Origin of the sequence: Aeromonas veronii bv. veronii, from assembly GCF_000820225.1 — a bacterium.
GTDB classification, from domain to species: domain Bacteria; phylum Pseudomonadota; class Gammaproteobacteria; order Enterobacterales; family Aeromonadaceae; genus Aeromonas; species Aeromonas veronii.
Map to the genome: position 1 here is coordinate 46,904 of NZ_CDDK01000037.1, position 24,113 is coordinate 71,016.

At 59.2% G+C, this 24,113-nt stretch carries 17 protein-coding genes; 9 read left to right on the top strand and 8 right to left on the bottom strand.

Features of this window, described 5'->3' with window-relative positions:
* Positions 1 to 217 precede the first annotated feature (217 nt).
* Positions 218 to 1,540: a Na+/H+ antiporter family protein gene (locus BN1139_RS15610; protein ID WP_005352770.1), complete on the top strand. Its 1,323-nt coding sequence runs from the start codon at positions 218 to 220 to the stop codon at positions 1,538 to 1,540.
* Positions 1,541 to 2,030: 490 nt separating this feature from the next.
* Here BN1139_RS15610 and BN1139_RS15615 read toward each other — a convergent pair whose 3' ends face one another.
* The 4 genes from BN1139_RS15615 to ydiJ form a co-directional block, all read right to left on the bottom strand.
* A complete protein-coding gene (locus BN1139_RS15615; protein WP_005337260.1) occupies positions 2,031 to 3,932 on the bottom strand; it encodes a DEAD/DEAH box helicase in 1,902 nt (633 codons plus the stop codon).
* 180 nt (positions 3,933 to 4,112) lie between these two features.
* Entirely contained in the window at positions 4,113 to 4,574 is a 462-nt protein-coding gene (locus BN1139_RS15620) for a hotdog fold thioesterase (protein ID WP_005352771.1), read from the bottom strand.
* A 168-nt stretch (positions 4,575 to 4,742) separates the two neighbouring features.
* Complete coding sequence (locus BN1139_RS15625) at positions 4,743 to 5,231, bottom strand: hypothetical protein (protein ID WP_013723638.1); 489 nt, start codon at positions 5,229 to 5,231, stop codon at positions 4,743 to 4,745.
* Positions 5,231 to 8,302, bottom strand: a complete 3,072-nt coding sequence (ydiJ, locus tag BN1139_RS15630) for a D-2-hydroxyglutarate dehydrogenase YdiJ (RefSeq protein WP_013723637.1) — start codon at positions 8,300 to 8,302, stop codon at positions 5,231 to 5,233. Before ydiJ ends, BN1139_RS15625 begins: the two co-directional genes overlap by 1 nt.
* Positions 8,303 to 8,469: 167 nt before the next feature.
* Between ydiJ and BN1139_RS15635 the strand changes: the two genes are divergently transcribed.
* The 4 genes from BN1139_RS15635 (at position 8,470) to BN1139_RS15650 (ending at position 13,686) form a co-directional block, all read left to right on the top strand.
* Positions 8,470 to 9,396 (top strand): cation diffusion facilitator family transporter, encoded by a 927-nt coding sequence (locus BN1139_RS15635; protein WP_005352774.1) that lies wholly within the window; start codon positions 8,470 to 8,472, stop codon positions 9,394 to 9,396.
* A gap of 302 nt (positions 9,397 to 9,698) precedes the next feature.
* The gene (locus tag BN1139_RS15640) at positions 9,699 to 11,234 is read left to right on the top strand and encodes a TerC family protein (protein ID WP_005352775.1); all 1,536 of its coding nucleotides are present in this window, start codon (positions 9,699 to 9,701) and stop codon (positions 11,232 to 11,234) included.
* A 196-nt stretch (positions 11,235 to 11,430) separates the two neighbouring features.
* The gene (locus BN1139_RS15645; protein ID WP_005352776.1) at positions 11,431 to 12,552 is read left to right on the top strand and encodes an alkene reductase; all 1,122 of its coding nucleotides are present in this window, start codon (positions 11,431 to 11,433) and stop codon (positions 12,550 to 12,552) included.
* Positions 12,553 to 12,699: 147 nt separating this feature from the next.
* Complete coding sequence (locus BN1139_RS15650) at positions 12,700 to 13,686, top strand: zinc-binding dehydrogenase (protein WP_005352785.1); 987 nt, start codon at positions 12,700 to 12,702, stop codon at positions 13,684 to 13,686.
* Positions 13,687 to 13,797: 111 nt separating this feature from the next.
* Here BN1139_RS15650 and BN1139_RS15655 read toward each other — a convergent pair whose 3' ends face one another.
* Positions 13,798 to 14,862, bottom strand: a complete 1,065-nt coding sequence (locus BN1139_RS15655; RefSeq protein WP_005352789.1) for an adenosine deaminase — start codon at positions 14,860 to 14,862, stop codon at positions 13,798 to 13,800.
* Positions 14,863 to 15,059: 197 nt separating this feature from the next.
* Between BN1139_RS15655 and BN1139_RS15660 the strand changes: the two genes are divergently transcribed.
* The 4 genes from BN1139_RS15660 to asnB all read left to right on the top strand — a co-directional run bounded on the left by BN1139_RS15660 (position 15,060) and on the right by asnB (position 19,806).
* Positions 15,060 to 15,809 (top strand): HAD-IIA family hydrolase, encoded by a 750-nt coding sequence (locus BN1139_RS15660; protein WP_005337281.1) that lies wholly within the window; start codon positions 15,060 to 15,062, stop codon positions 15,807 to 15,809.
* Positions 15,810 to 15,863: 54 nt separating this feature from the next.
* A complete protein-coding gene (locus tag BN1139_RS15665; RefSeq protein ID WP_005352794.1) occupies positions 15,864 to 17,438 on the top strand; it encodes a cation:proton antiporter family protein in 1,575 nt (524 codons plus the stop codon).
* A gap of 142 nt (positions 17,439 to 17,580) precedes the next feature.
* Positions 17,581 to 17,949 (top strand): cupin domain-containing protein, encoded by a 369-nt coding sequence (locus BN1139_RS15670; protein ID WP_005352797.1) that lies wholly within the window; start codon positions 17,581 to 17,583, stop codon positions 17,947 to 17,949.
* Between the two features lie 192 nt (positions 17,950 to 18,141).
* Positions 18,142 to 19,806 carry an asparagine synthase B gene (gene asnB / locus BN1139_RS15675; RefSeq protein WP_005352808.1) on the top strand — a complete coding sequence of 555 codons (1,665 nt, stop codon included), beginning with the start codon at positions 18,142 to 18,144 and terminating at the stop codon, positions 19,804 to 19,806.
* Positions 19,807 to 20,055: 249 nt separating this feature from the next.
* Here asnB and BN1139_RS21080 read toward each other — a convergent pair whose 3' ends face one another.
* From BN1139_RS21080 to BN1139_RS15685, 3 genes are read right to left on the bottom strand one after another with little or no spacing between them, the layout of a single operon-like run.
* A complete protein-coding gene (locus tag BN1139_RS21080) occupies positions 20,056 to 20,559 on the bottom strand; it encodes a hypothetical protein (protein WP_074045191.1) in 504 nt (167 codons plus the stop codon).
* A 58-nt stretch (positions 20,560 to 20,617) separates the two neighbouring features.
* Positions 20,618 to 21,952 carry a capsule biosynthesis protein gene (locus tag BN1139_RS15680; RefSeq protein WP_005352810.1) on the bottom strand — a complete coding sequence of 445 codons (1,335 nt, stop codon included), beginning with the start codon at positions 21,950 to 21,952 and terminating at the stop codon, positions 20,618 to 20,620.
* 12 nt (positions 21,953 to 21,964) lie between these two features.
* Positions 21,965 to 24,064 carry a capsular polysaccharide biosynthesis protein gene (locus tag BN1139_RS15685; RefSeq protein WP_005352816.1) on the bottom strand — a complete coding sequence of 700 codons (2,100 nt, stop codon included), beginning with the start codon at positions 24,062 to 24,064 and terminating at the stop codon, positions 21,965 to 21,967.
* Between the last annotated feature and the right edge of the window lie 49 nt (positions 24,065 to 24,113).

Consider the following 24,113-nt stretch of genomic DNA (forward strand, 5'->3'; position numbering starts at 1 on the left):
ATCAATGTCACTATCAATCGCTGCGCATGCGATGCACGGGATGCACGGGATGCAGGGAGACAAACAGGTCACAAACCCTCATGTTGAGCAACCTTGTGCCACATGCTGCTGCGATATGAGGGGGTTGACTGATTTTTTTCTCGACATTTGTCACATTTTTCGCAAACTAACTCCCCTTCACATGACAGACAGCAATAACAAACTATAAGGAAATCAAATGAATCCAGTTGTTATCGCAGTCGGGCTGATGCTGGTGCTCAGTCTGCTGCGGATCAATGTGGTGGTCTCGCTGGCGCTGGGGGCCATTGCTGGCGGCCTGGTCGGTGGGCTGTCGTTAACCGATACCCTCACCACCTTCAGCGGTGGCCTGGGCGGTGGCGCCGAGATTGCTCTCTCCTACGCCATGCTGGGCGCCTTTGCGGTTGCCATCTCCCGCTCCGGGATCACCGACCTGCTGGCCCGCAAGGTGATCAACCAGCTGGGCAAGGATGCCAGCTCGACCCGCATCATGTGGGTCAAAACCCTGCTGCTCTCTTCCGTGCTGGCCGTGGCTATCTCCTCCCAGAACCTGATCCCGGTTCACATCGCCTTTATTCCCATCCTGATCCCGCCCCTCCTCCATGTGATGGCGCAGATGCAGATCGACCGTCGTCAGGTGGCCTGTGTCATCACTTTTGGTCTGACCGCCACCTACATGGTGCTACCGGTCGGCTTTGGTGGCATCTTCCTGAACAACATTCTGGCCAAGAACCTGATCGATAACGGCGTGCCCATCACCACCAGCCAGATCCCGCTGGCGATGGCCCTTCCGGTCGCCGGTATGGTACTGGGCCTGCTGATTGCGGTATTCATCAGCTATCGCAAACCGCGCCAGTACGATCTGGCCAAGATCCTGGATGCCGAGCCCGAAGCGGTCGAGCTCAACCTTACCCACATCTGGGTAGCTCTGCTGGCCATTGGCGTAGCGCTGGGGCTGCAACTGATGACCAACAGCATCGTACTGGGTGCGCTAGCCGGTTTTGTCATCTTCACCTGCGGCGGCGTCATCAAGTTTCGCGAAAGCCAGGATGCCTTCACTCAGGGGGTGCGGATGATGTCGCTGATCGGCTTCATCATGATCTCCGCCGCCGGTTTTGCCGCGGTGATGAAGGCAACCCACGGGGTCGACTCTCTGGTTCAGGTGGTTGCCTCAGGCATCGGCCAGCACAAAGGCATCGCCGCCTTCCTGATGCTGCTGGTGGGTCTGCTCATCACCATGGGGATCGGTTCTTCCTTCTCCACCGTGCCCATCATCGCCACCATCTATGTGCCGCTCTGCCTGCAGCTTGGCTTCTCACCGATGGCGATCATCGCCCTGGTCGGTACCGCAGGCGCGCTGGGGGATGCGGGTTCACCGGCCTCCGACTCGACTCTGGGGCCCACCTCCGGCCTCAACGCAGATGGTCAGCACGACCATATCTGGGACAGCGTGGTGCCCACCTTTATTCACTACAACATCCCGCTGGTGATCTTCGGCTGGATTGCCGCCATGGTGCTCTGATAGCCCCTCGGGCTGCGAACTCCGCACGTCACAATGCACAACAAGAAGGCGACCAGATGGTCGCCTTCTTCATTGATGCCAACCAATTACCCCGCTCGATATGAATAATGGCTGCCTGCCAGACAAAGCCTCTGAGCGGCCACCTAGTCGCCCCCCCTTGCGACCGCCGGAGTCAGCGGGCGCAATGCTGTCACTCCCCATCCAACCATCCGCCCAAGTGCACACGTCCCAACGCTTGCCAATACAAAGAAACGGCTGCCAGCTCAGACATATGGCAGAACGGCGGATGATACCCGACCACGTAACAACCGCCTGTCGAGTAGAAAAGGTATTCTCTCTTTCCCCGACATCCAGTTATCAAATAGTGGCCATCATGCGCTCACCCATGTAACGGCTTATGCCGATCTGGCGTTCAGTAAGAACACAGGGTAAACCGCAGGCAGAAAAAAGGCCGCTCAATGAGCGGCCTTCTTCATAACGGGATCAGCAATCAGCTTTCGCGACGCTTGCCACCGAATTTGCGATCTTTGTTGAAGCCACCTTCACGGCGCTCCCCGCTCTTGTTGAACGGACGGTCACCCTGGGGACGGCGATCCTTGTTGAAAGGACGGTCACCACGGAACGGACGATCACCACGGGGCGGGCGGCTGCTGGTGTTGCCACCGGCAGGCACTTCGGTGTAGCGGGTGATTTGCAGCGGACGCTGGCAAACACGGGCTTTCTTGATCACTTCCAGTACATCGGCGGTCATGCCTTTCGGCAGATCGACGGTGGAGAAGTCATCGGCTATGTCGATGTTGCCGATGAAGCGGCTCTCGATGTTCGCTTCGTTGGCGATGGCGCCCACGATCTGGCCCGGCTTGACGCCGTGATGAGCACCCACGTCTACACGATAGCGCTCCATCTCCACATCCGGGTTGTCTTTCAGCGGACGGGGCTCCAGGGACGGCATGCGACGGGCAGGACGATCACCACGGTCACCGAAATCACGACCGCCACGGTCGTTGAAGTCACGGCGCTCGAAGCCACCACGATCATTGCCAGCGTTCAGCAGCGGATCCGGAATGGAATCATCCAGCAGCAGCGGTTGGTCACCCTGTACCAGCTTGGCCAATGCGGCAGCCAGCTCCAGCGGATCGGCAGAATCCTCTTCGATCAGCTCGTTTACCAGGTTGTGGTAGATCTCGAGCTCTTCACCCATCATGGTTTCGCGGATGCGCTCTTTGAACTTGGCCAGACGATGCTGGTTGATGTCCTCGGTGCTCGGCATCTTCATCGGCTCGATGGCCTGACGGGTTGCGTGCTCGATGGCGCGCAGCATACGACGCTCGCGGGGAGCGACGAACAGGATGGCTTCGCCTTTACGACCGGCACGACCGGTACGGCCGATACGGTGAACGTAAGATTCGGTGTCGTACGGAATGTCGTAGTTCACTACGTGGGTGATGCGCTCAACGTCCAGACCACGGGCGACAACGTCGGTGGCGATCAGGATGTCCAGCTGGCCCTGACGCAGCTTGTCAACGGTACGCTCACGCAGTTTCTGCGGGATGTCGCCGTGCAGCGCTTCACAGGCGTGACCACGGGCGGCCAGCTTGCCAGCCAGCTCTTCGGCAGCGTTCTTGGTACGCACGAACACCAGCAGGGCTTCGTAGGATTCCACTTCCAGCAGACGGGTCATGGCGTCCAGCTTGTGCAGACCGGTTACCTGCCAGTAGCGCTGGCGAATAGTGGTAGCGGTAGCAGTCTTGGAGGCGATCTTGATCTCTTTGGGCTGCTTCAGGTGCTTCTGGGCCACGCGACGGATCTGCTCCGGCATGGTGGCAGAGAACAGGGCAACCTGACGAGTGCTCGGGCACTGCTCCATGATCCAGTCAACGTCGTCGATGAAGCCCATACGCAGCATTTCATCAGCTTCGTCCAGTACCAGGGCTTTCAGGCCGGAGAGGTCCAGGTTCTTGCGACGGATCAAGTCCATCACGCGGCCCGGAGTACCGACGACAACCTGGGCACCGCGACGCAGAGCGCGGGTCTGGGTTTCGTAGGAGGCACCGCCGTAGATGGGCAGCACGTGGAAATCAGGCATGTGGTGGGCATAGCGTTGGCACGCTTCAGCCACCTGCAGCGCCAGTTCGCGGGTAGGCGCCAGCACCAGGATCTGGGTGTTGCGGTTACCAGCTTCCAGACGAGACAACAGAGGCAAGGCAAAAGCAGCGGTCTTCCCTGTACCGGTTTGCGCCTGCCCCAGCAGATCGTGTCCCGCCATCAGGTGGGGAATTGCTGCGGCCTGGATCGGTGACGGGCGCTCATAGCCCACGTCCTGCAGCGCTTTCAATACAGGCGCGGCCAGTCCAAGCTCACTAAAAAGGGGCAGTTGTTCGGTATCAGACATAGATTCTTCCAGATTAAGGCAGGCGGCTAACACCGCGGAATAGCAAAAAGGCGGCGATTATAGCGCCACTTTGTTCTGCTGTCTTGAAAAATGTGATAAGCCTCTCAAGACGTTGGCAATTATAGAGGGATCTGACGAGTATGGCTTGCTTATTTTGCACTCATAGTGCGTTATTGCAGATCACTCCTCGCTGGAGTCCTTGCCCCGCTTGTGTTTGAGCACCGCCATGGTCAGTCGGCTGGTGCACAATAAACGCTCACGTTCGTCCCGAATTTCAATCTGCCACACCTGGGTTGTTGCTCCCAGATGGAGCGGCGTGCAACGCCCGGTCACCACCCCTTCCCGTTTGGCTCGCAGATGGTTGGCATTCACCTCCAGCCCCACACAGTAGCTATCTGGTCCCACCGCCATGTTGGCGGCAATCGAGCCCAAGGTTTCCGCCAGCACCACGGACGCGCCACCATGGAGCATGCCAAGGGGCTGGTGCGTACGGTGATCCACTGGCATGGTCGCTTCCAGCCAATCGGCGCCAAAAGCCGTGTAGACGATATCGAGATGGGCCATCAGGGTGTTGCGAGAGGTGGCATTGAGCCCCTCCAAACTCATGGGTTTACGCCAGATGGGCGCAATATCGTGACTCATTGCGAGCAGACTCCTTATGTAAGCGATGAATGCGTACCGATATGAGTGAAACGCCCTCCATCGGCAAAATGGTTCGGTTATGTGAGTTGTTGGTTACCGGGTGACGTGGTAACAACGCAGCTCCGACCCGGCGCTGCGTGTTACACAATCATGCCCTCAAGCGGGATATCACCAGGGGTAGGTAACGCCGGGCCACTCGGACCAAGGCACTTCTCGCCCCGGCAAGCGGGGGTCTGGCCACTGCCACACCCTGGCGAGCCACTCGCGCAGCTGAATCTCCAGCTCCTCATCCGTGATGGGCGCCTCTGCCACCTTCCAGAAGAAGAGCTCCACCGCTACCTCCGGCAGCACCGAGGGGTAGAGATAAACCCCGCCCCAAAATTGCGGCTCCCGATCCGGGCTCCAGAGGCCATAGGCAAAGGAGCGCTTGGCCAGAAACTCCGACTGCTGCCACTCCAGATCTCCTTCGTGCTGGCTCAGGCTGAAGTTGGCCGAGGGCCAGATATCGTGCGGGCGAAACAGCTGATGGAGTTGCTCGCGCTCGCGCAACATGGCGACAAACTCCACCACCGCCTGAGCGGGAGTGGCGGGTAATAGCAAGAAACGCGGATGCCGATAGGCCTTCGGCACCCGAAACCGCTTGGGAAACGTCAGCATCAGAGCAGCTCCAGCAGGGCTTGCAATGGATGTTTGAGCTTTTCCCCCTCCATCCGTTTGACCTGACTGCGGCACGAATAGCCGGTCGCCAGACAGCGCGCTTTGGGTAGACGGGCGAGCGGGTCAGCCCAGCTCAACCCATAAATGCCCTTGGAGTTCTCCACCTGTTTGACATCGTGACCATAGGTGCCCGCCATACCGCAGCAACCCACAGAGACCGGCTGCAAGCTGGCCCCGAAACGGCCAAACAGGGTGCTCCAGTCACCGTGAGTGGAGGGCTTGGCGGTCTTCTCGGTGCAGTGGGCAAACAGATACCAGGGCTCGCACCCCTCCCCGCTCTTGGTCTTGTCGGTTCGAGCAGGCAACTGATCTGCCGGCAGCGAGAGCAGCCACTCCTGCGGCAACAACACCTGAAAATCGCCGCGAGCCGACCCCAGCACCTTGGCATACTCGTCGCGATAGCAGAGCACCATGGCCGGATCCACCCCCACCATGGGAATGCCAAGCGCCGCCACCTTGTTGAGGAACTGGGCGCTGTTGGCCGCGGTACGGGCAAAGGCGCGCAGGAACCCCTTGATATGCTGGGGTTTACCGTTGGGTTTAAAGGGCAGCAAGTAGGGCTGGAACCCGAGCTTGCTGGCGAGTTTCACCAGGTCGCGCACCACAGGGGCGTCGTAATAGCTGGTGAAGGGGTCCTGCACGATGAGCACAACCTGCTTGCGCTGCTCGGCACTCATCCGCTCCAGACCCGGCAGATCAAAATAGCGGGCGCGGTTGTCATGCAGGCTCTCGGCCAGGGTCGGCACCGAGAGCAGCGGCACATCGACCATGCCGATGCTCTTCTCGGTCGCCTTCTGGGCCCACTCTTTTTCGAGGAAAAAGTTGACCAGCTTCGGCGCCTTGGCAAGCAACGGCGCATAGCTCTCCACCGTGCCGACGAAGTAATCCTTGGGGGCGCGCAGGTAGCGGCCATGATAAAGCTGCATAAAGCGGGCGCGAAAATCGGGCACATCCACCTTGATCGGGCACTGGCTGGTGCACGCCTTGCAGGCCAGACAGCCAGCCATCGCCTCCATCACCTCGTGGGAGAAATCATACTCGCCGCGCTGTTTGGCCCAGCTGTTGCGCACCTTGTCCACCAGCTGTTTGAAGCGCACACCACCGGATTGCAGCGCCACCTCTTCCGCTAGCGGATCGAAGCCCTGCTCCGCCAGCTGACGCAACCATTCACGCATCAGACCCGCCCGCCCTTTGGGGGAGTGGCGGCGATCACGGCTGATCTTGACCGAGGGGCACATGGGGGAGTCGGTCTCGAAGGTGAAGCACAGACCGTTGCCGTTGCAATCCATGGCGCGGGTGTAGCTGGTGCGCACCGCGAGCGGGATCTGGCGGTCATACTTGCCACGCTTGGGGCCATCCACCGACACCAGCTCGGCGCCGCTACCGTAGGGGATACAGATCTTGCCCGGGTTGATGCGGTTGGCCGGGTCGAACGCCCCCTTGACCCGCTGCAGCTCTTCCCACAGCTCGCCAAAGAAGGCGGGGCTGTATTCGGAGCGAAAGCCCTTGCCGTGCTCCCCCCACATCAGGCCGCCATATTTGGCGGTGAGCGCTACCACCTGATCGGAGATACGCCGCAGCACCTCCTCCTGCTCGGGATCGCACAAATCCAGCGCCGGGCGCACGTGCAGCACACCGGCATCAACGTGGCCAAACATGCCGTAGTCGAGGCCGTGGGCGTCCAGCAGGGCACGAAACTCCATGATGAAATCGGCCAGTGACTCTGGCGGCACGGCGGTATCTTCAGTGAAGGCCACTGGCTTCTTGCGTCCTTCGGCGTTGCCAAGCAGCCCCACCGACTTCTTGCGCATGGTGTAGATGGTTTCGATGCTCGGCAGGTGGTCACACACCTGATAGCCGATAATCCCGGCCTCGCCCTTGGCCAGCAGCTCGTCGATACGACGGCACAGCTCTGCCACCTTGGCCTTGTGTTCTGCCTCGTCGGTATCGGCAAACTCGACGATGTTGAGCCCCTGCAGATCCTTGCCGGGCACATCCTGAATAAGATCTTTCACCGAATGCCAGATGATGTCGGCACGGGCCAGCCCGAGCACCCGGGAGTCCACCGTCTCCACCGAGAGAGCTTGCGCCTGCACCATAAAGGGGGCGTTGCGCAGGGCGGAGGGGAAGCTGTCGTACTTGACGTTGACCAGGGTGCGGTAGCGCGGAATGGGGGTAATGTTGAGTCTGGCTTCGGTGATGAATCCCAAGGATCCTTCCGAGCCGCACAGCACCCGACTGACATCCAGGGTGTCGCTGTCGGGTTGATAGAGGTGCTTGAGATCGTAACCGGTCAGAAAGCGGTTGAGCTTGGGGAAAGTCGCCTCGATGTAGGCGCGGCGCTCCTTGCCGATGCGATAGAGGGTGCGATAGATCTCTCCTTCGCGACTCTCCAGCGCCAGCTTGTCGGCAAGCCGCTCACCGGTCAGCGGCTCGGTGGCCATCAGGTCGCCGTTCTCCAGCACCGCCTTGAGCCCCAGCACGTGATCCGAGGTTTTGCCGTAGACCAGAGACCCCTGCCCCGAGGCGTCGGTGTTGATCATGCCGCCTAAGGTGGCGCGGTTGGAGGTGGAGAGATCCGGCGAGAAGAAGTAGCCGTGGGGCTTGAGATAGGCGTTGAGCTGGTCTTTCACCACCCCAGCCTGGGCGCGTACCCACCCCTCCTCCAGATTAATTTCCATGATCTGGTTCATATAACGGGAGAGATCGACGATAATGCCGCCGCCCAATGACTGACCATTGGTGCCGGTACCGCCACCGCGAGGGAAAAAACTCAGTGAGGCGAACGCCGGCTCTGCGGCCAGCTTGAGCATTGCTGCTATGTCGTCCGCACTGCGCGGATAGAGAACCGCCTGAGGTACTACCTGATAGACGCTGTTATCCGTCGCCATCGCCAACCGGCTTGCATAAGACTTTTCGATATCACCACGAAATGCGCTGCGCTCTAGCAACTCAAGAAACTGCAGGGTTGCGGGTGACAAACTGTCCTGGTAATCGAGTCTCGGGATCATGAATCCTTGTTCCCATCCTTTGCTTGATGCCGGCACGCCGGCGACAACGACTGGCCAGCCGCCTGTCAATGGCAGTCAGGCCAGTCCGCTCACATGTGAGCGGGCAGTATATCAGCTAGAAAACCGCTTGCGCTTGGCAATATTCACCATTTGAAAGGAGGACTTTTATGGCTCACCACAGCCATGTTATCAGTACGCTGGTCACCACCGAAAAACAGGCGCTTACCCTGTCGCTGTTCGGTTGTATCACCTTTGCCATCTTCGGCATCGGCTACGGCCTCTTCGTCGGTTCCAACGCCATCATGCTCGATGGTATCTTCACCCTGTTCAGCATGGGCATGACGGGCCTCGGTCTTGTTACCGCCTATCTCGTTACCCGCCCTTCCGATGCGCGCTTCCAGTATGGCTACGCCCACTTCGAGCCCATCACCAACGTCATCAATGGCGCTATTATCTTGCTGCTCTGTCTCGGCGCCCTCTATAGCGGCATCACCACCCTGCTGGATGGCGGACGGGAGATCGATCTCGGCCACGCCCTTATCTATGCCGCCGTCTCCACCTTCTTCTGCGCCATCATCTATCGCATCGAAGCCCAGGTCGCCGAACAGGTAGACTCCGAGCTGGTGCGGGTCGACTCCAAGGAGTGGCTGGTGGATACCCTGCTCAGCGCCACCCTGCTTATCGGTTTCGTGGTCGCCATCGGCCTCGATGCCATCGGCTACGGCCAATACAACCGCTACATAGACCCGGTGCTGGTCTCGCTGCTGGCCCTCTGTGCCACCCTCATTCCCATCAAGGTGCTCGGTCGCAACCTGCGGGAAGTGTTGAAGATCGCCCCCAAGGGGGATGTGCCACGGCAAGTCGAGCAGGAGATCGAGGCGCTGCGCCAGCGCCATGGCATCGAGTGCTACAGCCATCTGGCCAAGAGCGGTCGCCGCTTCGATCTGGAATTGAACATTCTGGTGGCGCCGGGTCAGGAGTGGCCCGTCGAACGTCAGGATGCCCTGCGCCAGGAGCTCTGGTCTCGCCTTGGCGACACCCTGGGGGATGCCTGGCTGTCGGTCTGTTTCACCCGCGAAAAGCGCTGGTTGTAACGACCGCACGGGGGAGAGCGGCACCGCTGCCTCCCCCTGTCGCATCACAACCCCACTGACGCCCCACTGACGCTGCGCTTGCCAAATTGGCGCCAGCCGCTATCATCAGGGCTCATTTTTCACCCGAGGTTTTATTGCCCATCATGGACAATCCCCGAAGTTGCCCTTCGTCTCTCTCTGTCAAAGCCTATCTTTTTCTGCTTAATCAGCGCCTCTGAATAACACCTTTGCCTTGCTGTTACTGCGGCCATCGTGCGCCGTGATCACTGTTTGCTCTGTCTGTTTTTATTGAGGTCGTCACAATGGAATTGCTGCTGGATCCCCATATCTGGATCGGTCTGTTTACCCTGATCATTCTGGAAATCGTGCTCGGGATCGACAACCTGGTCTTTATCGCCATCCTGGTGAAAAAACTGCCCCCCGCCCAACGGGACAAGGCACGCGTCATCGGCCTGTCGCTGGCCCTGCTGATGCGACTTGGGCTCTTGAGCGTCATGTCATGGCTGGTCACCCTGACCACCCCGATTTTGCACCTGTGGGATCACCCCTTCTCCGGTCGGGACCTGATCCTGATGGGGGGCGGCCTGTTCCTGCTGTTCAAGGCCACCTCCGAGCTGCATGAGCGGCTGGAAGCCAAACCCCAGGATGATGGCCCGGTCGGCGCCTACGCCAGCTTCGGCGTGGTGATCGCCCAAATTCTGGTGCTCGATGCGGTCTTCTCGCTCGACTCCATCATCACTGCCGTCGGCATGGTGGAACACCTGGGCGTGATGATGGCCGCCGTGACCATCGCCATGGTGGTGATGGTGCTCGCCTCCAAACCGCTGACCCGCTTCGTCAACGCCCACCCCACCGTGGTGGTGCTCTGTCTGAGCTTCCTGCTGATGATCGGCTTCAGCCTGGTGGCGGAAGGGTTCGGTTTCCATATTCCGAAGGGCTACCTCTACGCAGCCATCGGCTTCTCGGTGCTGATCGAGTTTTTCAACCAGCTTGCCCAGCGCAGCGCCATGCGTCACGAATCCAAACAGCCGCTGCGCGAGCGCACCACAGCCGCCATCTTCAAGCTGATGGGGAGCAAAGCCTATCAGGATCAGCCGGATGACGATCTGGATACCCCGGCCGTAGCGCCGGTGAGCTTTGGCGAAGAGGAGCGCTATATGGTGACCGGCGTACTGTCGCTGGCCGAGCGCTCCATTCGCACCATCATGACCCCGCGCTCGGAGATGGCCTGGATCGATATCAACGACTCCAGCGACGAGATCCGCGCCCTGTTGCAGCGCGAGCCCCACAGCCTGTTCCCTATCTGTGACGGGGATCTGGACGAGGTGATCGGAGTGGTCAAGGCACGCGATCTGCTGTTTGCCTTGAACGAAGGGCAATCCTTAAGTGAACTGGCCAAGCAGAACGATCCCATTATCGTGCCGCAGACCATCAACGTGATCCGCCTGCTGGCGGAGCTGCGCAAAGCCAAGGGGAGCCTTATTCTGGTCTCCGACGAGTTTGGCGTCATTCAGGGGCTGGTCACCACCCACGATCTGCTGGAGGCCATCGTCGGCGAGTTGCCGGACGAGGACGAAACCCCGGATATCGTACGCGATGGCGAAGGGTGGCTGATCAACGGCAGCACCAACATCCACCATGTGGAGCAGGTGCTGGAGCACGAGGGACTGGTGAGCGAGAGCGATGAATACGTGACCCTGGCGGGCATGCTGCTCTCCCACTTCGGCACCCTGCCCACCCCGGGCCAGCAGTTGCAACTGCAGCAACTCAACTTCGAGGTGATCGAGGTGAGCGAGCGGCGCATCGAGCGGGTGAAAGTGATGCCCGCCGCGGCTTGAGCCTGCCACCAGCAGAATACAGAAGAGGGCCATACGGCCCTCTTTTTTATGCTTCAACTTTATGCCTCAACACCTCCTTTCCCAGCGGTTTGTGCTGATTGCTGCATCAAGCACAATTCTCTTGTGCAATTACCCCTCTTTTTCACAACAAGATGGCGGCATAAAGTGGCCTCACTTCCACCATGAGGAACTCAAGATGAGCCACGATCACCTGTTCTGCCCGCTGCGCCTCGGCCAGCTGCACCTTGCCAACCGCATCGTCATGCCCCCCATGACCCGCTCCCGTGCCAGTCAGCCGGGTGACGTGGCCAACGCCATGATGGCCAACTACTACGCCCAGCGCGCCGAGGCGGGCCTGATCATCAGCGAAGGCACCCAAATCGACCCCATGGGCAAGGGCTACGCCTGGACGCCGGGCATCTACAGCGCAGAGCAGATCGCTGGCTGGAAAGGGGTGACCGATGCCGTGCACGCCAAGGGGGGCACCATCTTCGCCCAGCTCTGGCACGTCGGCCGGGTCACCCATCCGGACAACATCGGCGGCGCCCAGCCCATCTCCGCTTCAGCCCTGCCCGCAGTGGGCGTCAAGGTGTTCGTCGATAACGGCAGCGATGCGCCGGGCTTTGTCGAGACCGTCACCCCGCGCGCCATGACCCAGGCCGATATCGATGCGGTGGTGAGCCAGTTCCGTCAGGCAGCGCGCAACGCCATCAGCGCCGGTTTTGACGGCATCGAGTTACACGCCGCCAACGGTTATCTGATCAACCAGTTCCTCGACTCCGAATCCAACGCCCGCACCGACAGTTATGGCGGATCGCTGGAAAACCGGCTGCGCTTTCTCAAAGAGGTGACCGAGGCGGTCAGTAGCGAAATCGGGGCCGAACGTGTCGGGGTGCGTCTTGCTCCGCTCACCACCCTCAACGGCACAGTCGATGCCAACCCGCAGGAGACCTATCTGGCGGCCGCCCGTCTGCTGGGCCAGCTCAACGTGGTCTACCTGCACATTGCCGAGGCGGACTGGGACGATGCCCCCCTGATGCCGGAGAACTTCAAGCAGGGTCTGCGGGATGCCTTCCCCAACACCCTGATCTACGCCGGCAAATATGATGGCGAGCGGGCACGCGCCGCCCTCGAAGCGGGCTGGGCCGACATGATTGGCTTTGGCCGCCCCTTCGTTGCCAACCCGGATCTGCCGAACCGACTGCGCCACGGCTATCCGCTGGCCCCCCACGATCCGGCCACCCTGTTTGGCGGCGGCGAAAAAGGGCTGACCGACTACCCCGTCTATCAGGCCGATGACGCAGCGACCAGCCGCTGATTGCCAATGGCCAACCGGCCACGTAACGCAGGCCCCACTGGTTGGGGCCTGCCGTATTGTTGCGCATTAGCAACAGTGATATGACTGACCGAATCACTGTTGCAATGATCTCGTTGTTATCTCCCCTCGCTTTCACAAGGAGTCATCATGAATCACACCCAAGCCTGGTGCTGGCATGCCCCCGGTGAACCGACCCAGCTTACCCTCGCCGATCTGCCCTTGGCACCGCTCGCCCCTGACGAGGTGCTGGTGGCAAACCGGGTCATCGCCTTCAATCCGGTGGACTGGAAGCTGATCGAATATGGCCACTCCAACTGGCAGGATGGTCAGGTGCCCGGCGTCGATGGCATGGGCACTATCGTGGCCCTCGGCGCCAACGTCAGCCATCTGCGTCTCGGCGCCCGGGTCGCCTATCACACCGACCTGCGCCACCACGGCAGCTTTGCCCGCCACACCCGGGTACCGGCCCGCGCCCTGCTGCCGGTGCCCGATGCCCTGAGTGACGAGGCGGCCGCCGCCCTGCCCTGTCCCGGTCTCACCGCCTGGCAGGCACTGGCCAAGCTGCCGCGCCTGCACGGGGAAGCGCTGCTTATCACAGGTGCCGGCAGCAGTGTCGGCCGCTTTGCGGTGCAACTGGCCCTCCAGCAAGGAGCACGAGTCTTTGCCAGCGCCAGCCCACGTCATCATCCGTGGCTCAAGCAGATAGGTGTGCAGGGGGTGGCCGATTATCGGGATCCCGACTGGCTGGCCACCTTGCAGACTGCCAACGGCAACGAGCCGTTCGAGGGGATCATCGATCTGGTCTCCAGCCAACAGGCAGAGAGCTTGCTGCCCGCGCTGGGCTACTACGGTCACATGGTGACTGTGCTGGGGCGCATCCCGCACAATCCGTTGCCCGCCTTTAGCCATTGCCACTCATTGCACGAGATTGCGCTGGGCGCCCAGCACGCCTTTGGCTCGGACAAACAGTGGAGCCGACTGGTGGCCGCCGGTGTCGCCATGATGGAGCAGATGGCGAGCGGCGAGCTGACCCTGCCGCCGCTGGTGGTGGGCGACTTTGAGGCACTGCCTACTCTGCTTGAGCGCTTCAAGCGCGAAGGACAGGGGGAGAAGTTTCTGGTGCGAGTGGCATAACGCTGACCTGCCCCGATAACCACACCGACCATTGAAACGAAAGAGGCCCCCCAGTGATGGCGGGCCTCTCTTTATATAGTGCATGTCATCTCGACTTCATTAGCGTCTTACTCAATGCAAGATCACGCCGTGGGTCTCGGCATAACTGCGGATCTCCCGGGTCAGGCGCGCCTTGTCGGCCAGAGAGAGCCAGCTCGCCTCCACCGCATTGAGCGACAAGCGGCAGAGCTGGCTCATGGTCGCGCCAAGGCCATCGGCCAGCGCCGCAAAGTTGGCATTCATATAGCCACCAAAGTAGGCGGGATCGTCCGAGTTGATGGTGACGCAGAGCCCCTGCTCCAGCAGCCGTAACACATTGTGCTGGGCAATATTGCCGAATACCTTGAGCCGGGTGTTGGAGAGGGGACAGACGGTGAGCGGCAGCCGGGTATGGGCCAGATAGCGCAGCAGCTCGGGATCGTCGGCCGAGCGTACCCCGTGATCGATGCGGCATACCTGCAACTCGTTGATCGCCTGCCAGATGTAGTCGGCAGGCCCCTCTTCACCGGCGTGGGCCACCACCTGCAGCCCCAGCTCGCGGCATTTGGCAAAGACCCGGGCAAACTTGGTCGGCGGATTGCCCTTCTCCCCCGAGTCGAGGCCGATGCCGTGAATGCGTGACAGGAAGGGCATAGCCTCTTCCAACGTCGCAAAGGCATCCTCTTCGCTCAGGTGGCGCAAAAAGCTCATGATCAGCCGCCAGCTAATGCCAAACTCCTTCTCCCCGCTCTGCAGCGCCCGCTCGATGCCCCCCAGCACAGTGGCAAAGGGGATACCGCGAGCGGTGTGGGTCTGCGGGTCGAAGAAGATCTCCACATGCACCACCTTGTCGGCGGCGCAACGCTCAAGATAGGCCCAGGTGAGGTCGAAGAAGTCCTGCTCGGTCACCAGCACGCTGGCGCCGCGATAGTAGAGGTCGAGAAAGGATTGCAGGCAGTCAAAGTCATAGGCGGCGCGCACGCTGGCCACGTCGTGCCAGGGCAGCGGGATGTTATTGCGGCGACCCAGCTCAAACATCAGCTCGGGTTCGAGGCTGCCCTCGATATGCAGGTGCAGCTCCAGTTTCGGCAGTCCGGCGATAAATTGCGCGGCGGTGAGGTGTTCGGGGGTGACTGGCTTGGGGATCGGGGTGTCCATAGCGACGGCTCCATCAGCAAAGTGATCCGGCGTCAGCCCCTCCACCAGACTGACCCGACGGCAGCTTTATTGTGCACCGAAGTGGCGAGACAGGGGAGACTTGTCATCAAACAGACTTATAATGGCGTCACAAAAATCATAAATGATTGAACATCTTAACGATTGGCGGCTCGCCTGCGCCCTGACAAGGAGTTTTCATGAAGAAGAACGTCATCTGCGATATCGACGGTGTCATCCTGCACAACAACGATCTCATCCCCGGTGCCGACCGTTTCGTCCATCGCCTGCTGGAGCAGGGCAGCAAGCTCTTGTTCCTCACCAACTACCCGGCACAGACCCAGAAAGATCTGCAAAACCGCTTCCGCTCCGCCGGGATCGAAGTGCCGGAGGAGTGCTTCTATACCTCCGCCATGGGCACCGCCGACTTCCTCAAGCGTCAGGATGGCAAGAAGGCCTATGTGATCGGTGAAGGGGCGCTGACCCACGAGCTCTACAAGGCCGGTTTCACCATCACCGATATCGACCCGGACTTCGTGGTAGTGGGCGAGACCCGCAACTACAACTGGACCATGATGCAACAGGGGGCCAAGTTCGTCGATCAGGGGGCCCGCTTTATCGCCACCAACCCCGATACCCACGGCCCCATGATGCACCCGGCCTGCGGCGCCCTGTGCGCCCCCATCGAGCGGATGACCGGCAAGAAGCCGTTCTATGTCGGCAAGCCGAGCGCCTGGATCATCCGTGCGGCGCTCAACCGGATGGAGGCCCACTCCGACGACACCATCATCATCGGCGACAACCTGCGCACCGACATTCTGGCAGGCTTTCAGGCCGGTCTCGAGACGGTGCTGGTGCTCTCCGGGGTGAGCAAGGTAGCCGATATCGACCGCATGCCGTTCAGACCGAACCACATCTTCGACTCCGTGGTCGACATCGATATCGTCTAATCACCACCCAAGCGTTAAACAGGGCAGGTATCTCCTGCCCTTGCAGGATCTGTTATGGAACCCATTCTGATCGCCGTGGCCTTTGGCTGCGGCATGGTAGTCAATCTGATTGGCCTGCCCCCCCTGCTCGGCTTTCTGGCCGCCGGTTTTATCCTCAACGGCATGGGATATGAAAATACTCCCGCCCTGAGCGAGGTAGCCGATCTCGGCGTCACCCTGCTGCTGTTCACCATCGGCCTCAAGCTCAATATCAAGACCCTGATGCGGCGCGATGTGTGGGGCACCACCAGCCTGCACCTGCTGCTCTCCACCCTGCTCTTTACCGTGGTGCTGCTGGTCTGCAAGGGACTGGGGCTCCACCTCGCCCTGTCGCTGGACTGGAAGCTGGCGCTGCTGCTGGGCTTTGCCCTCTCCTTCTCCAGCACCGTCTTTGCGGTCAAGGTGCTGGAAGATCGCAGCGACATGAATGCCCTCTACGCCCGCATCGCCATCGGGGTGCTGGTGATGCAGGATGTGTTCGCGGTGGCGTTTCTGGCCTTCTCCAGCGGCAAGTGGCCCAGTATCTGGGCGCTCTGGGTACTGGGATTGCCGCTGCTGCGCCCGCTGCTGTTCAAGCTACTGGAGCGTGCCGGGCACGGCGAATTGCAGGTGCTGTTCGGAGTCTTTCTGGCGCTGGTGGTCGGGGCCGCCGGTTTTGAAGTGGTCGGCCTCAAGCCGGATCTCGGGGCGCTGATCATCGGCATGCTGCTCGCCTCCCATCCGGCTGCGGCGGGATTGGCCAAGGCGCTCTTCAACCTCAAAGACCTCTTTCTGGTCTGCTTCTTTCTCACCATCGGCCTCAACGGCTTGCCGACCCACGACACCATGTTGCTGGCACTGGCGCTGGTGCTGGCCCTGCCGCTCAAAAGTGTCCTCTACTATCTGGTCTACAGCGGCGCCCACCTGCGGGTGCGTACCGCCCTGCTCTCTACCCTGGCGCTCACCAACTTCTCGGAGTTTGGCCTGATCGTCGCGGCCATCGCCGCCAAGGCGGGCTGGCTCTCCCACGAGTGGCTGGTGGCAGTCTCGCTGGCACTGGCGGCGAGCTTTATGATCTCTGCCCCGCTCAATGCCCAGAGCGAGCGCATTTATCACCGCATCGGCCACTGGCTGCGAGGATTGCAAGCGAGCAACCTCCATCCGGAAGACAGGCCCATAGAGCTTGGTGATGCCGAGGTGATCATCCTCGGTATGGGGCGGATCGGTCAGGGGGCCTACTTCGAGCTGGAGAACAAGTATGGCAACGTCATCCTCGGGGTGGAGAACGACAGCGAGAAGCTGCCCACCCTGCGCGCCCAGGGGATGAACGTCATCGAAGGGGATGCCACCGATACCGACTTCTGGGACAAGGTGCTGCTCTCCAATCAGGTCAATCTGGTGCTGCTGGCGATGCCCCACCACTCGGGGAATCTCTACGCCATCGAGAAGCTGCGCAGCCACGGGTTCAACGGCAAGATCGCCGCCATCGTCCGCTTCGAGGATGATATCGCCTCCCTGCAGGAGCAGGGGGTGGATGCAGTGTTCAACGTCTACAACGAAGCGGGCAGCGGCTTTGCCCGTCATGTGATCCGCCGCTTGCAGCCGCTTTGAGTCGTCAGCCTGCGCCCCTTGGCAAGGGCTCTTGGCAAGGGAATGCACATCGTTTAAGTTATGCACAACCTCGTTTAATAAAACGAACAAACGCGGGGCTAGGATGGCCCCGTTTTCATATCCCCATTGCCAGGGAGGCACCATGAAGACCCTCAACGACTGGATTTTGCCGGGCCGCCACGAGGCGGCCCCTACCCCGCTGATGCCAGCCCCCGAGCGTATTAAAGCGGGCAACCCGGCGCAAACGGTGTGGAACCACTACTCCGACCCAAGCCAGCAGTTTCACGTGGGCTTCTGGAGCTGCGAGCCTGGCCGCTGGGCCATCCACTACACCGAGCACGAGTATTGCCAACTGCTGGAGGGGGATGTGGTGATCCACGACAGTCTGGGCGGCCAGCTGGCCCTCAAACCCGGCGATCAATTCGTGATTCCGGCAGGCTTTGTCGGTGAGTGGGAGACCCTTACCCCCTGTCGCAAGGTCTATGTGATCTTCGAACCCGCCTCGGCTTGACGTTCACGTCACCCTGCCCCGTTGCCGCAGCCATTATTCTGTTGATCCGCTTGACGCTTACGGCATGATTTTCTGCGGTTTTCCCGCTTGCAAAAGGTTTTTCCGCTAGGCATTGTGTCTGACGAGGAATGTAAATGGAATTTCGAGCCCAAACGTGGGGGGCTCATATAAAAATCAAGAGGATTACCGCCAATGTGTTCAATTTTCGGCATTCTGGATATCAAGTCCGATGCAGTAGCCCTGCGCAAATCGGCGCTGGAGATGTCCAAGCGACTTCGTCACCGCGGGCCTGACTGGTCCGGCGTCTACAGCTCCGACAAAGCCATTCTGGTGCACGAGCGTCTGGCCATCGTCGACCCGGGCAATGGCGCCCAGCCGCTGTACAACCCCGAGCGCACCCATGTGCTGGCGGTCAATGGCGAGATCTACAACCACAAAGAGCTGGAAAAGACCCTCAAGGTCGATTTCCAGTTCCAGACCAAATCCGACTGTGAAGTGCTGCTCGCCCTTTACAAGGAGAAGGGCCCGGCGTTTCTCGACGATCTCAACGGCATCTTTGCCTTCATCCTTTATGACGCCGAACAGGATGCCTACCTGATTGGTCGCGACCACATGGGGATCATCCCCCTCTATACCGGTCGCGACGAGCACGGCAACTTCTATGTCGCCTCCGAGATGAAGGCGCTGGTGCCGGTCTGCAAGAGCGTCGAAACCTTCCCGCCGGGACACTACCTGTGGAGCAAGGATGGCGAGCTAAAACAGTGGTACAAGCGCGACTGGATGGAGTACGCCGCGGTCGAGCACAACGTCAGCGACAAGGCCGAGCTGAAAGCCGCGCTGGAAGCGGCGGTCAAACGCCAGCTGATGTGCGATGTGCCTTATGGCGTGCTGCTCTCAGGTGGGCTGGACTCCTCCGTCATCTCCGCCATCACCAAGCTCTATGCGGCGCGCCGCATCGAGGACGATGGCAAGAGCGAAGCCTGGTGGCCGCAACTGCACTCCTTCGCCGTCGGTCTGGAAGGGTCGCCGGATCTCGCCGCCGCCCGCAAGGTGGCTGATCATCTGGGCACCATCCACCACCAGATCCACTTCACCGTGCAGGAGGGTCTGGATGCCCTGCGCGATGTCATCTATCACCTCGAGACCTATGACGTCACCACCATTCGCGCCTCCACGCCCATGTACCTGATGGCCCGTTACATCAAGGCGATGGGGATCAAGATGGTGCTCTCCGGCGAAGGCTCAGACGAGCTGTTCGGTGGCTATCTCTACTTCCACAAGGCGCCCAACGCCCGCGAGTTCCACGAAGAGAACGTGCGCAAGCTCGCCTCCTTGCACCTCTATGACTGCCTGCGCGCCAACAAGTCGATGGCCGCCTGGGGTGTGGAGGGTCGCGTGCCCTTCCTCGACAAGGAGTTCATGGACGTGGCGATGCGCCTGCAGCCCGCCGACAAGATGTGCGGCAAGGGCAAGATCGAGAAGCATATCCTGCGCGAAGCGTTCGAGGATCTGCTGCCCCACGAAGTGGCGTGGCGCCAGAAGGAGCAGTTCTCCGACGGCGTAGGCTATTCGTGGATCGACAGCCTGAAAGCCATGGTAGAACAGGAAGTGACGGATCAGATGTTCGAAGCGGCTGCATTCCGCTTCCCCATCAACACCCCGCTCACCAAGGAAGCCTACTTCTACCGCGCCATCTTCGACGAGCACTTCCCGCTGGAAGCCGCCGCCCGTACCGTGCCCTACGGCAAGTCGGTCGCCTGCTCCACCCCCACCGCGCTGGAGTGGGATGCCAAGTTCAAGGAGATGGCAGATCCCTCCGGCCGCGCCGTGATGGACGTGCACCAGCAGGGCTACTGAGCCTACACACCAAACCGAGCGGATAACGTCAGATAGCAAAAAGCCCTTCACCATGGTGAAGGGCTTTTTATTTAAATAGTGACGAATAATTTTATTAAAAAACAGTATACCGACTTTTAATTAAACAACCGTCAAAAGATTATATTATATGCAATTGAAAATAACAATAATCCTAGAAAAGTGTTCAATTACAGCCTACACATCGAATAATACATATTGCAAATCAAGATTTTTCACCTGCAAAAAAGTTTAAAACGTCCAACGTAAGGAGAATGTTGTTACCGCAACCTTGGTATCACCAGGTACCCACTTCACCTTGGGCGCATAACCAACCTCTAACGCAAGTGATTTATAGCCCAAAATAACGAATGGTAATCCAGCAACCCCCTCAATGCCTGAACCATCAAGATAGCCTGCATGCAATCCTAATCCCAGATAGGTATGTTCAGAAAAAAACCACTCTTTACGGTACGAAAACCCTATGTAACCAGCTGATTTTTCGAAAGAATCACGATACATCCCACCACGTAACGACAGCTTTCCTGTATCATCCCCACCCAAAAAAAACCAATCCAGCCCTAACCCAGGATTAAATCCATTGAGGTCACAACTTTTGGTTTTTTTGCCTGTTGACTCACATTCACTATGAATTGATGCGCCATGAATAATTAGTGAAAAATCATGATTCGCCGCCATGGAAAAAGTCGACAACCCCAAGAGTCCAATGGATAACAAGCAACCTTGAATGTTCATGTTAACCTTCCTGGATTTATTCACCTCTCACTAACACTAAGTCACAATTGGTAAGAATTCAAACGAGTAACATCAGAACCGTTGATCCCACAGATGTAAACGGGTCAGAAATACTATCGATAGTAGCCAACCAGGGTAATGTAAGGCACATCGTTTTATTCACCCTCATGCAGCGTTCCGGTGATACTGCTTCACCACTCAGAGGCTGCTGTGAAAGCTTCATTTTTTCCATTACCGCCAGTGCACTCATATTCAGATGACGGTAAAAACTGGCATTGAGCTGGGTCAGATGGAGCAAGGAGTGGCGCACCCGTTTGAATGTCTCGGCACATACGGGGCTCTGCTTGTGCCAGAAGGATTCCAGTGAGCCTGTGGTGGTAAGGCCGTCAATGTCATAGAGTGCACGCCCCATGCAGAAGGTAGGCACATCATGCAACAGCGCAGAGAGACCGACCGTACTATTGATGGTGATAACCCCTTTGAGCAAGGGATACAGGGTTGGCAGCGGCAGTTCATAACCGTAAAAGACCCTACCCTCCAGGCCAAGCACTGCGATGAGTCTGTTTATCTGGGCGCGATAACTGACATAGCCCCGATCCATGGGGTGATGCTTGAACAGCAACACATCTTCGGGTTTGGCATGCTGCGCAAAGGAGTTGATCACCTGCGCAACCATCTCCTCTACCCCGCTCAAGTCAGAGTGTTCCCTGATCTGAAAATCTTCGGTCACTTGCAGTGGCACAAAGAAGATCCGCCCGGCGTACTGCGGCAACGCTTTGAGCAAAGCGCGATCCTGGCGCAAGTTGCCGTATTTCACCATGGCGCCGCAGACCCACCCCATCGCCTCCTGCACCAGATTCCAGGGGCGATGATTGACAAAATGGGGATAACGCCACTGCATCAGCGCCTTGCTGATATGGTAACGACTGGCATTCCAGGCGCGCACAGCAAAGGTCTTGCCCACCTTCAGCGAACTGTCATAAGGCACAGGCCAGTCCAGCTCGGCAAGCTGATCACGACGCTCATACCAGGGGCTGAAGGCATTGACCCCCCCCTGTTCCAGCGTGACGTAATCGGGTCTGAGATAACCCTCCTCCATTGCCCAAAATGGCAACTTCTTCAGCTTGCAGATACGGCCAGCAACCAGATGGTAGTAACGGCAATCTCCGTAGCAGATCACGGAATCGATAGCGTGATGCTTGAGCACCCGGCGCAAAAATGCATTCCAGCTCTCCGGTTTACCACAAAAGCGCAGATTTTCCCCAGCACAGGGCCAGCACTCATCCCCGCCATTGAAATGGATCTTCACCACCTGATGTCCCGCTTCGGTCAGCTGACGACTCAAGGCCTGAAAGAAAGGGCCAAGCGGTCCTTGCAGTAACAAAATCTTCATTGACGATGTATCTCAAAAACGGGGGAAGCGAAAACTCAACGGAGCCGGACGCTGCATGAGCGTCTGGAACAAGTAACCGAGCTTGACCTGCCAGCGTTGCCAACGGCTGGCCTTTTGGGCCGATGAGTGCCCTTGCTTAGCCAGCTGGTGGATCAACTGCTCCGGGCTAATCCAGAGGCCGGTCTGCCAATCGATATAGAGCGGATAGGCAACCAGCGTCAGATAGACCAGAGCCGCCAGCGGCAGACTACGTTGACGGCGAGCAGGCGGATTGGCATCCGTGGTCAACCCCCAGCCACTGTAGAAGGGCTGGCCCCAGGTCGTCACCTTGACCCCCTGCACCAGCGCCTCAAAGCCGCTGAGCGATGTCATGGTATGCAGCTCATCCACATGGGGATAAAGGCTGGTGAGACCAATATCGAGCACCTGACTATCGACACACTCCGCCAGACAGGCCGCTGAAATCGCCCCGCCACGATTGCCCGCCACCACATCAGGATGAGGCTTGTAGAGAATATGGGCTTCGGGTTTAGCCGCCCGCACCGCCCACAGCAATTGCTCGTTACTGCGAATATGCGGGCTCCCGGTCAGAATGGAGGCATCACCATCTACCTGCCCGACCACCAGCACCAGCTCACGACCATCATCCGGCTTGGCGTAATGCTGCGGCTCGCCCACATTGTATTTGCTGACCCTGTGTTCACGTAGCAACGCAATCAGGGCGTCACCGCGCTTGACCTCCACCTCCGTCACCCTCTGGTAGTTGAGCAACTGCTCAAGCCCGCTGGGGGTACGGCTGTCGAAATAGATCCCGACCGGATCCAGTGATAGCGAGGAGGGGCGACAGAGATTGGATCCAAGCCCCCTGGAGCGAATAAAGCCATCCTCAACCCGGATCGCAGAGGCGAGATCAGGGTGACGACTACCCCACACCAATATCTGCTCGTCACCGGTCAACCGCTTGGGAGGCTTGCTAACAAAACAAAGCTCCTCGGCCAAGTGATGACAAAACGCCTGCATAAAGGCGCGCTTCCACAGCGAGAAACCGACCAGATAAAGCCTGCGCCAACGTGGAGCAGGCTTTTGCTGGCGAGCAATGATGGCAACGACCTCTTCCACTTCACAACGTTGGCCAAGCACGGGGTCAAGATAGCGCGGGTAGCAGATTAAGGCTGCAGCAACCAGCTGGGGGAGCGACACTCTTACGTTGCGCCGTTCACACTGCTTGCTGTCATGGGTCAGCCCCCAACCGGCATAAAACGGCATACCGAAGCAATAGACCGGCTTGCCAAGCAACAGGCCCTCAAAACCAAGTTGGGATGACACCGTATAAACAGCATCCACCACCTTGAGTAGCGCATGGGGATGGCAGTGATCGGCAACAATCTCCACATCATCCAGGTTCAGACGGGCCAACACCCCACTCTTCTTGCCAAAGCGAGTATCGGGATGGGTGCGCAGCAACAGGCGCGCATCGGGATGATTGCGGCGCGCCGCCTCCACCATCGCTACAAAATCCGCTTCACTGGCCATGGCGCCCGGAATGGAGAGATCCCCTGCGACCTGATCGACCAGCAGGATCCTGAGTTTGGCGCTCTGCTGCAGACGTGTGGCAAGCCCTGATGGCAAGCCACCATAGTCCCCGACAGCAGAGAGGGCGGTCACGCTGCCGCTGACAATCGACTGACCGTGGGCAGTGGCATAACAGTTGTATTTGGTGACCCCGAGGCGTACCAGCTCACCAATCAGTCGTTCGGCCCGTGCCAACATCTGTGGCTCGCACGGGGTGGCAATCAACTGCTCAAGCTGGCTGGGCTGGCGGGCATCGTAATAGATGCCAACCGGATCGGCGATCAGCGACACCGCCTTGCCCCCCCTGGCGGGGTGGCCGATATAACCGATAAAGCCATCTTCAAGCTGCCAATAGGGCAATCCTAACGCTTGTGCCTTCTGCTTAATCTGATTGGTATTGGCTTTTTGGCCCCAGCCAACTAAAACATCATTTTCAGAAAAAGAGACAGCCCCTTCCATATGATGTAATGGGCAACCAAGCATAGGTTCAATACTGTTTTTTCTCGCAAGAATGCCTTTCGAACCCGTATATAAAGCCATATTATCTCAGCGAACTAAAGACTCCCTGCCGTTATGCAGGGAGTGTAAT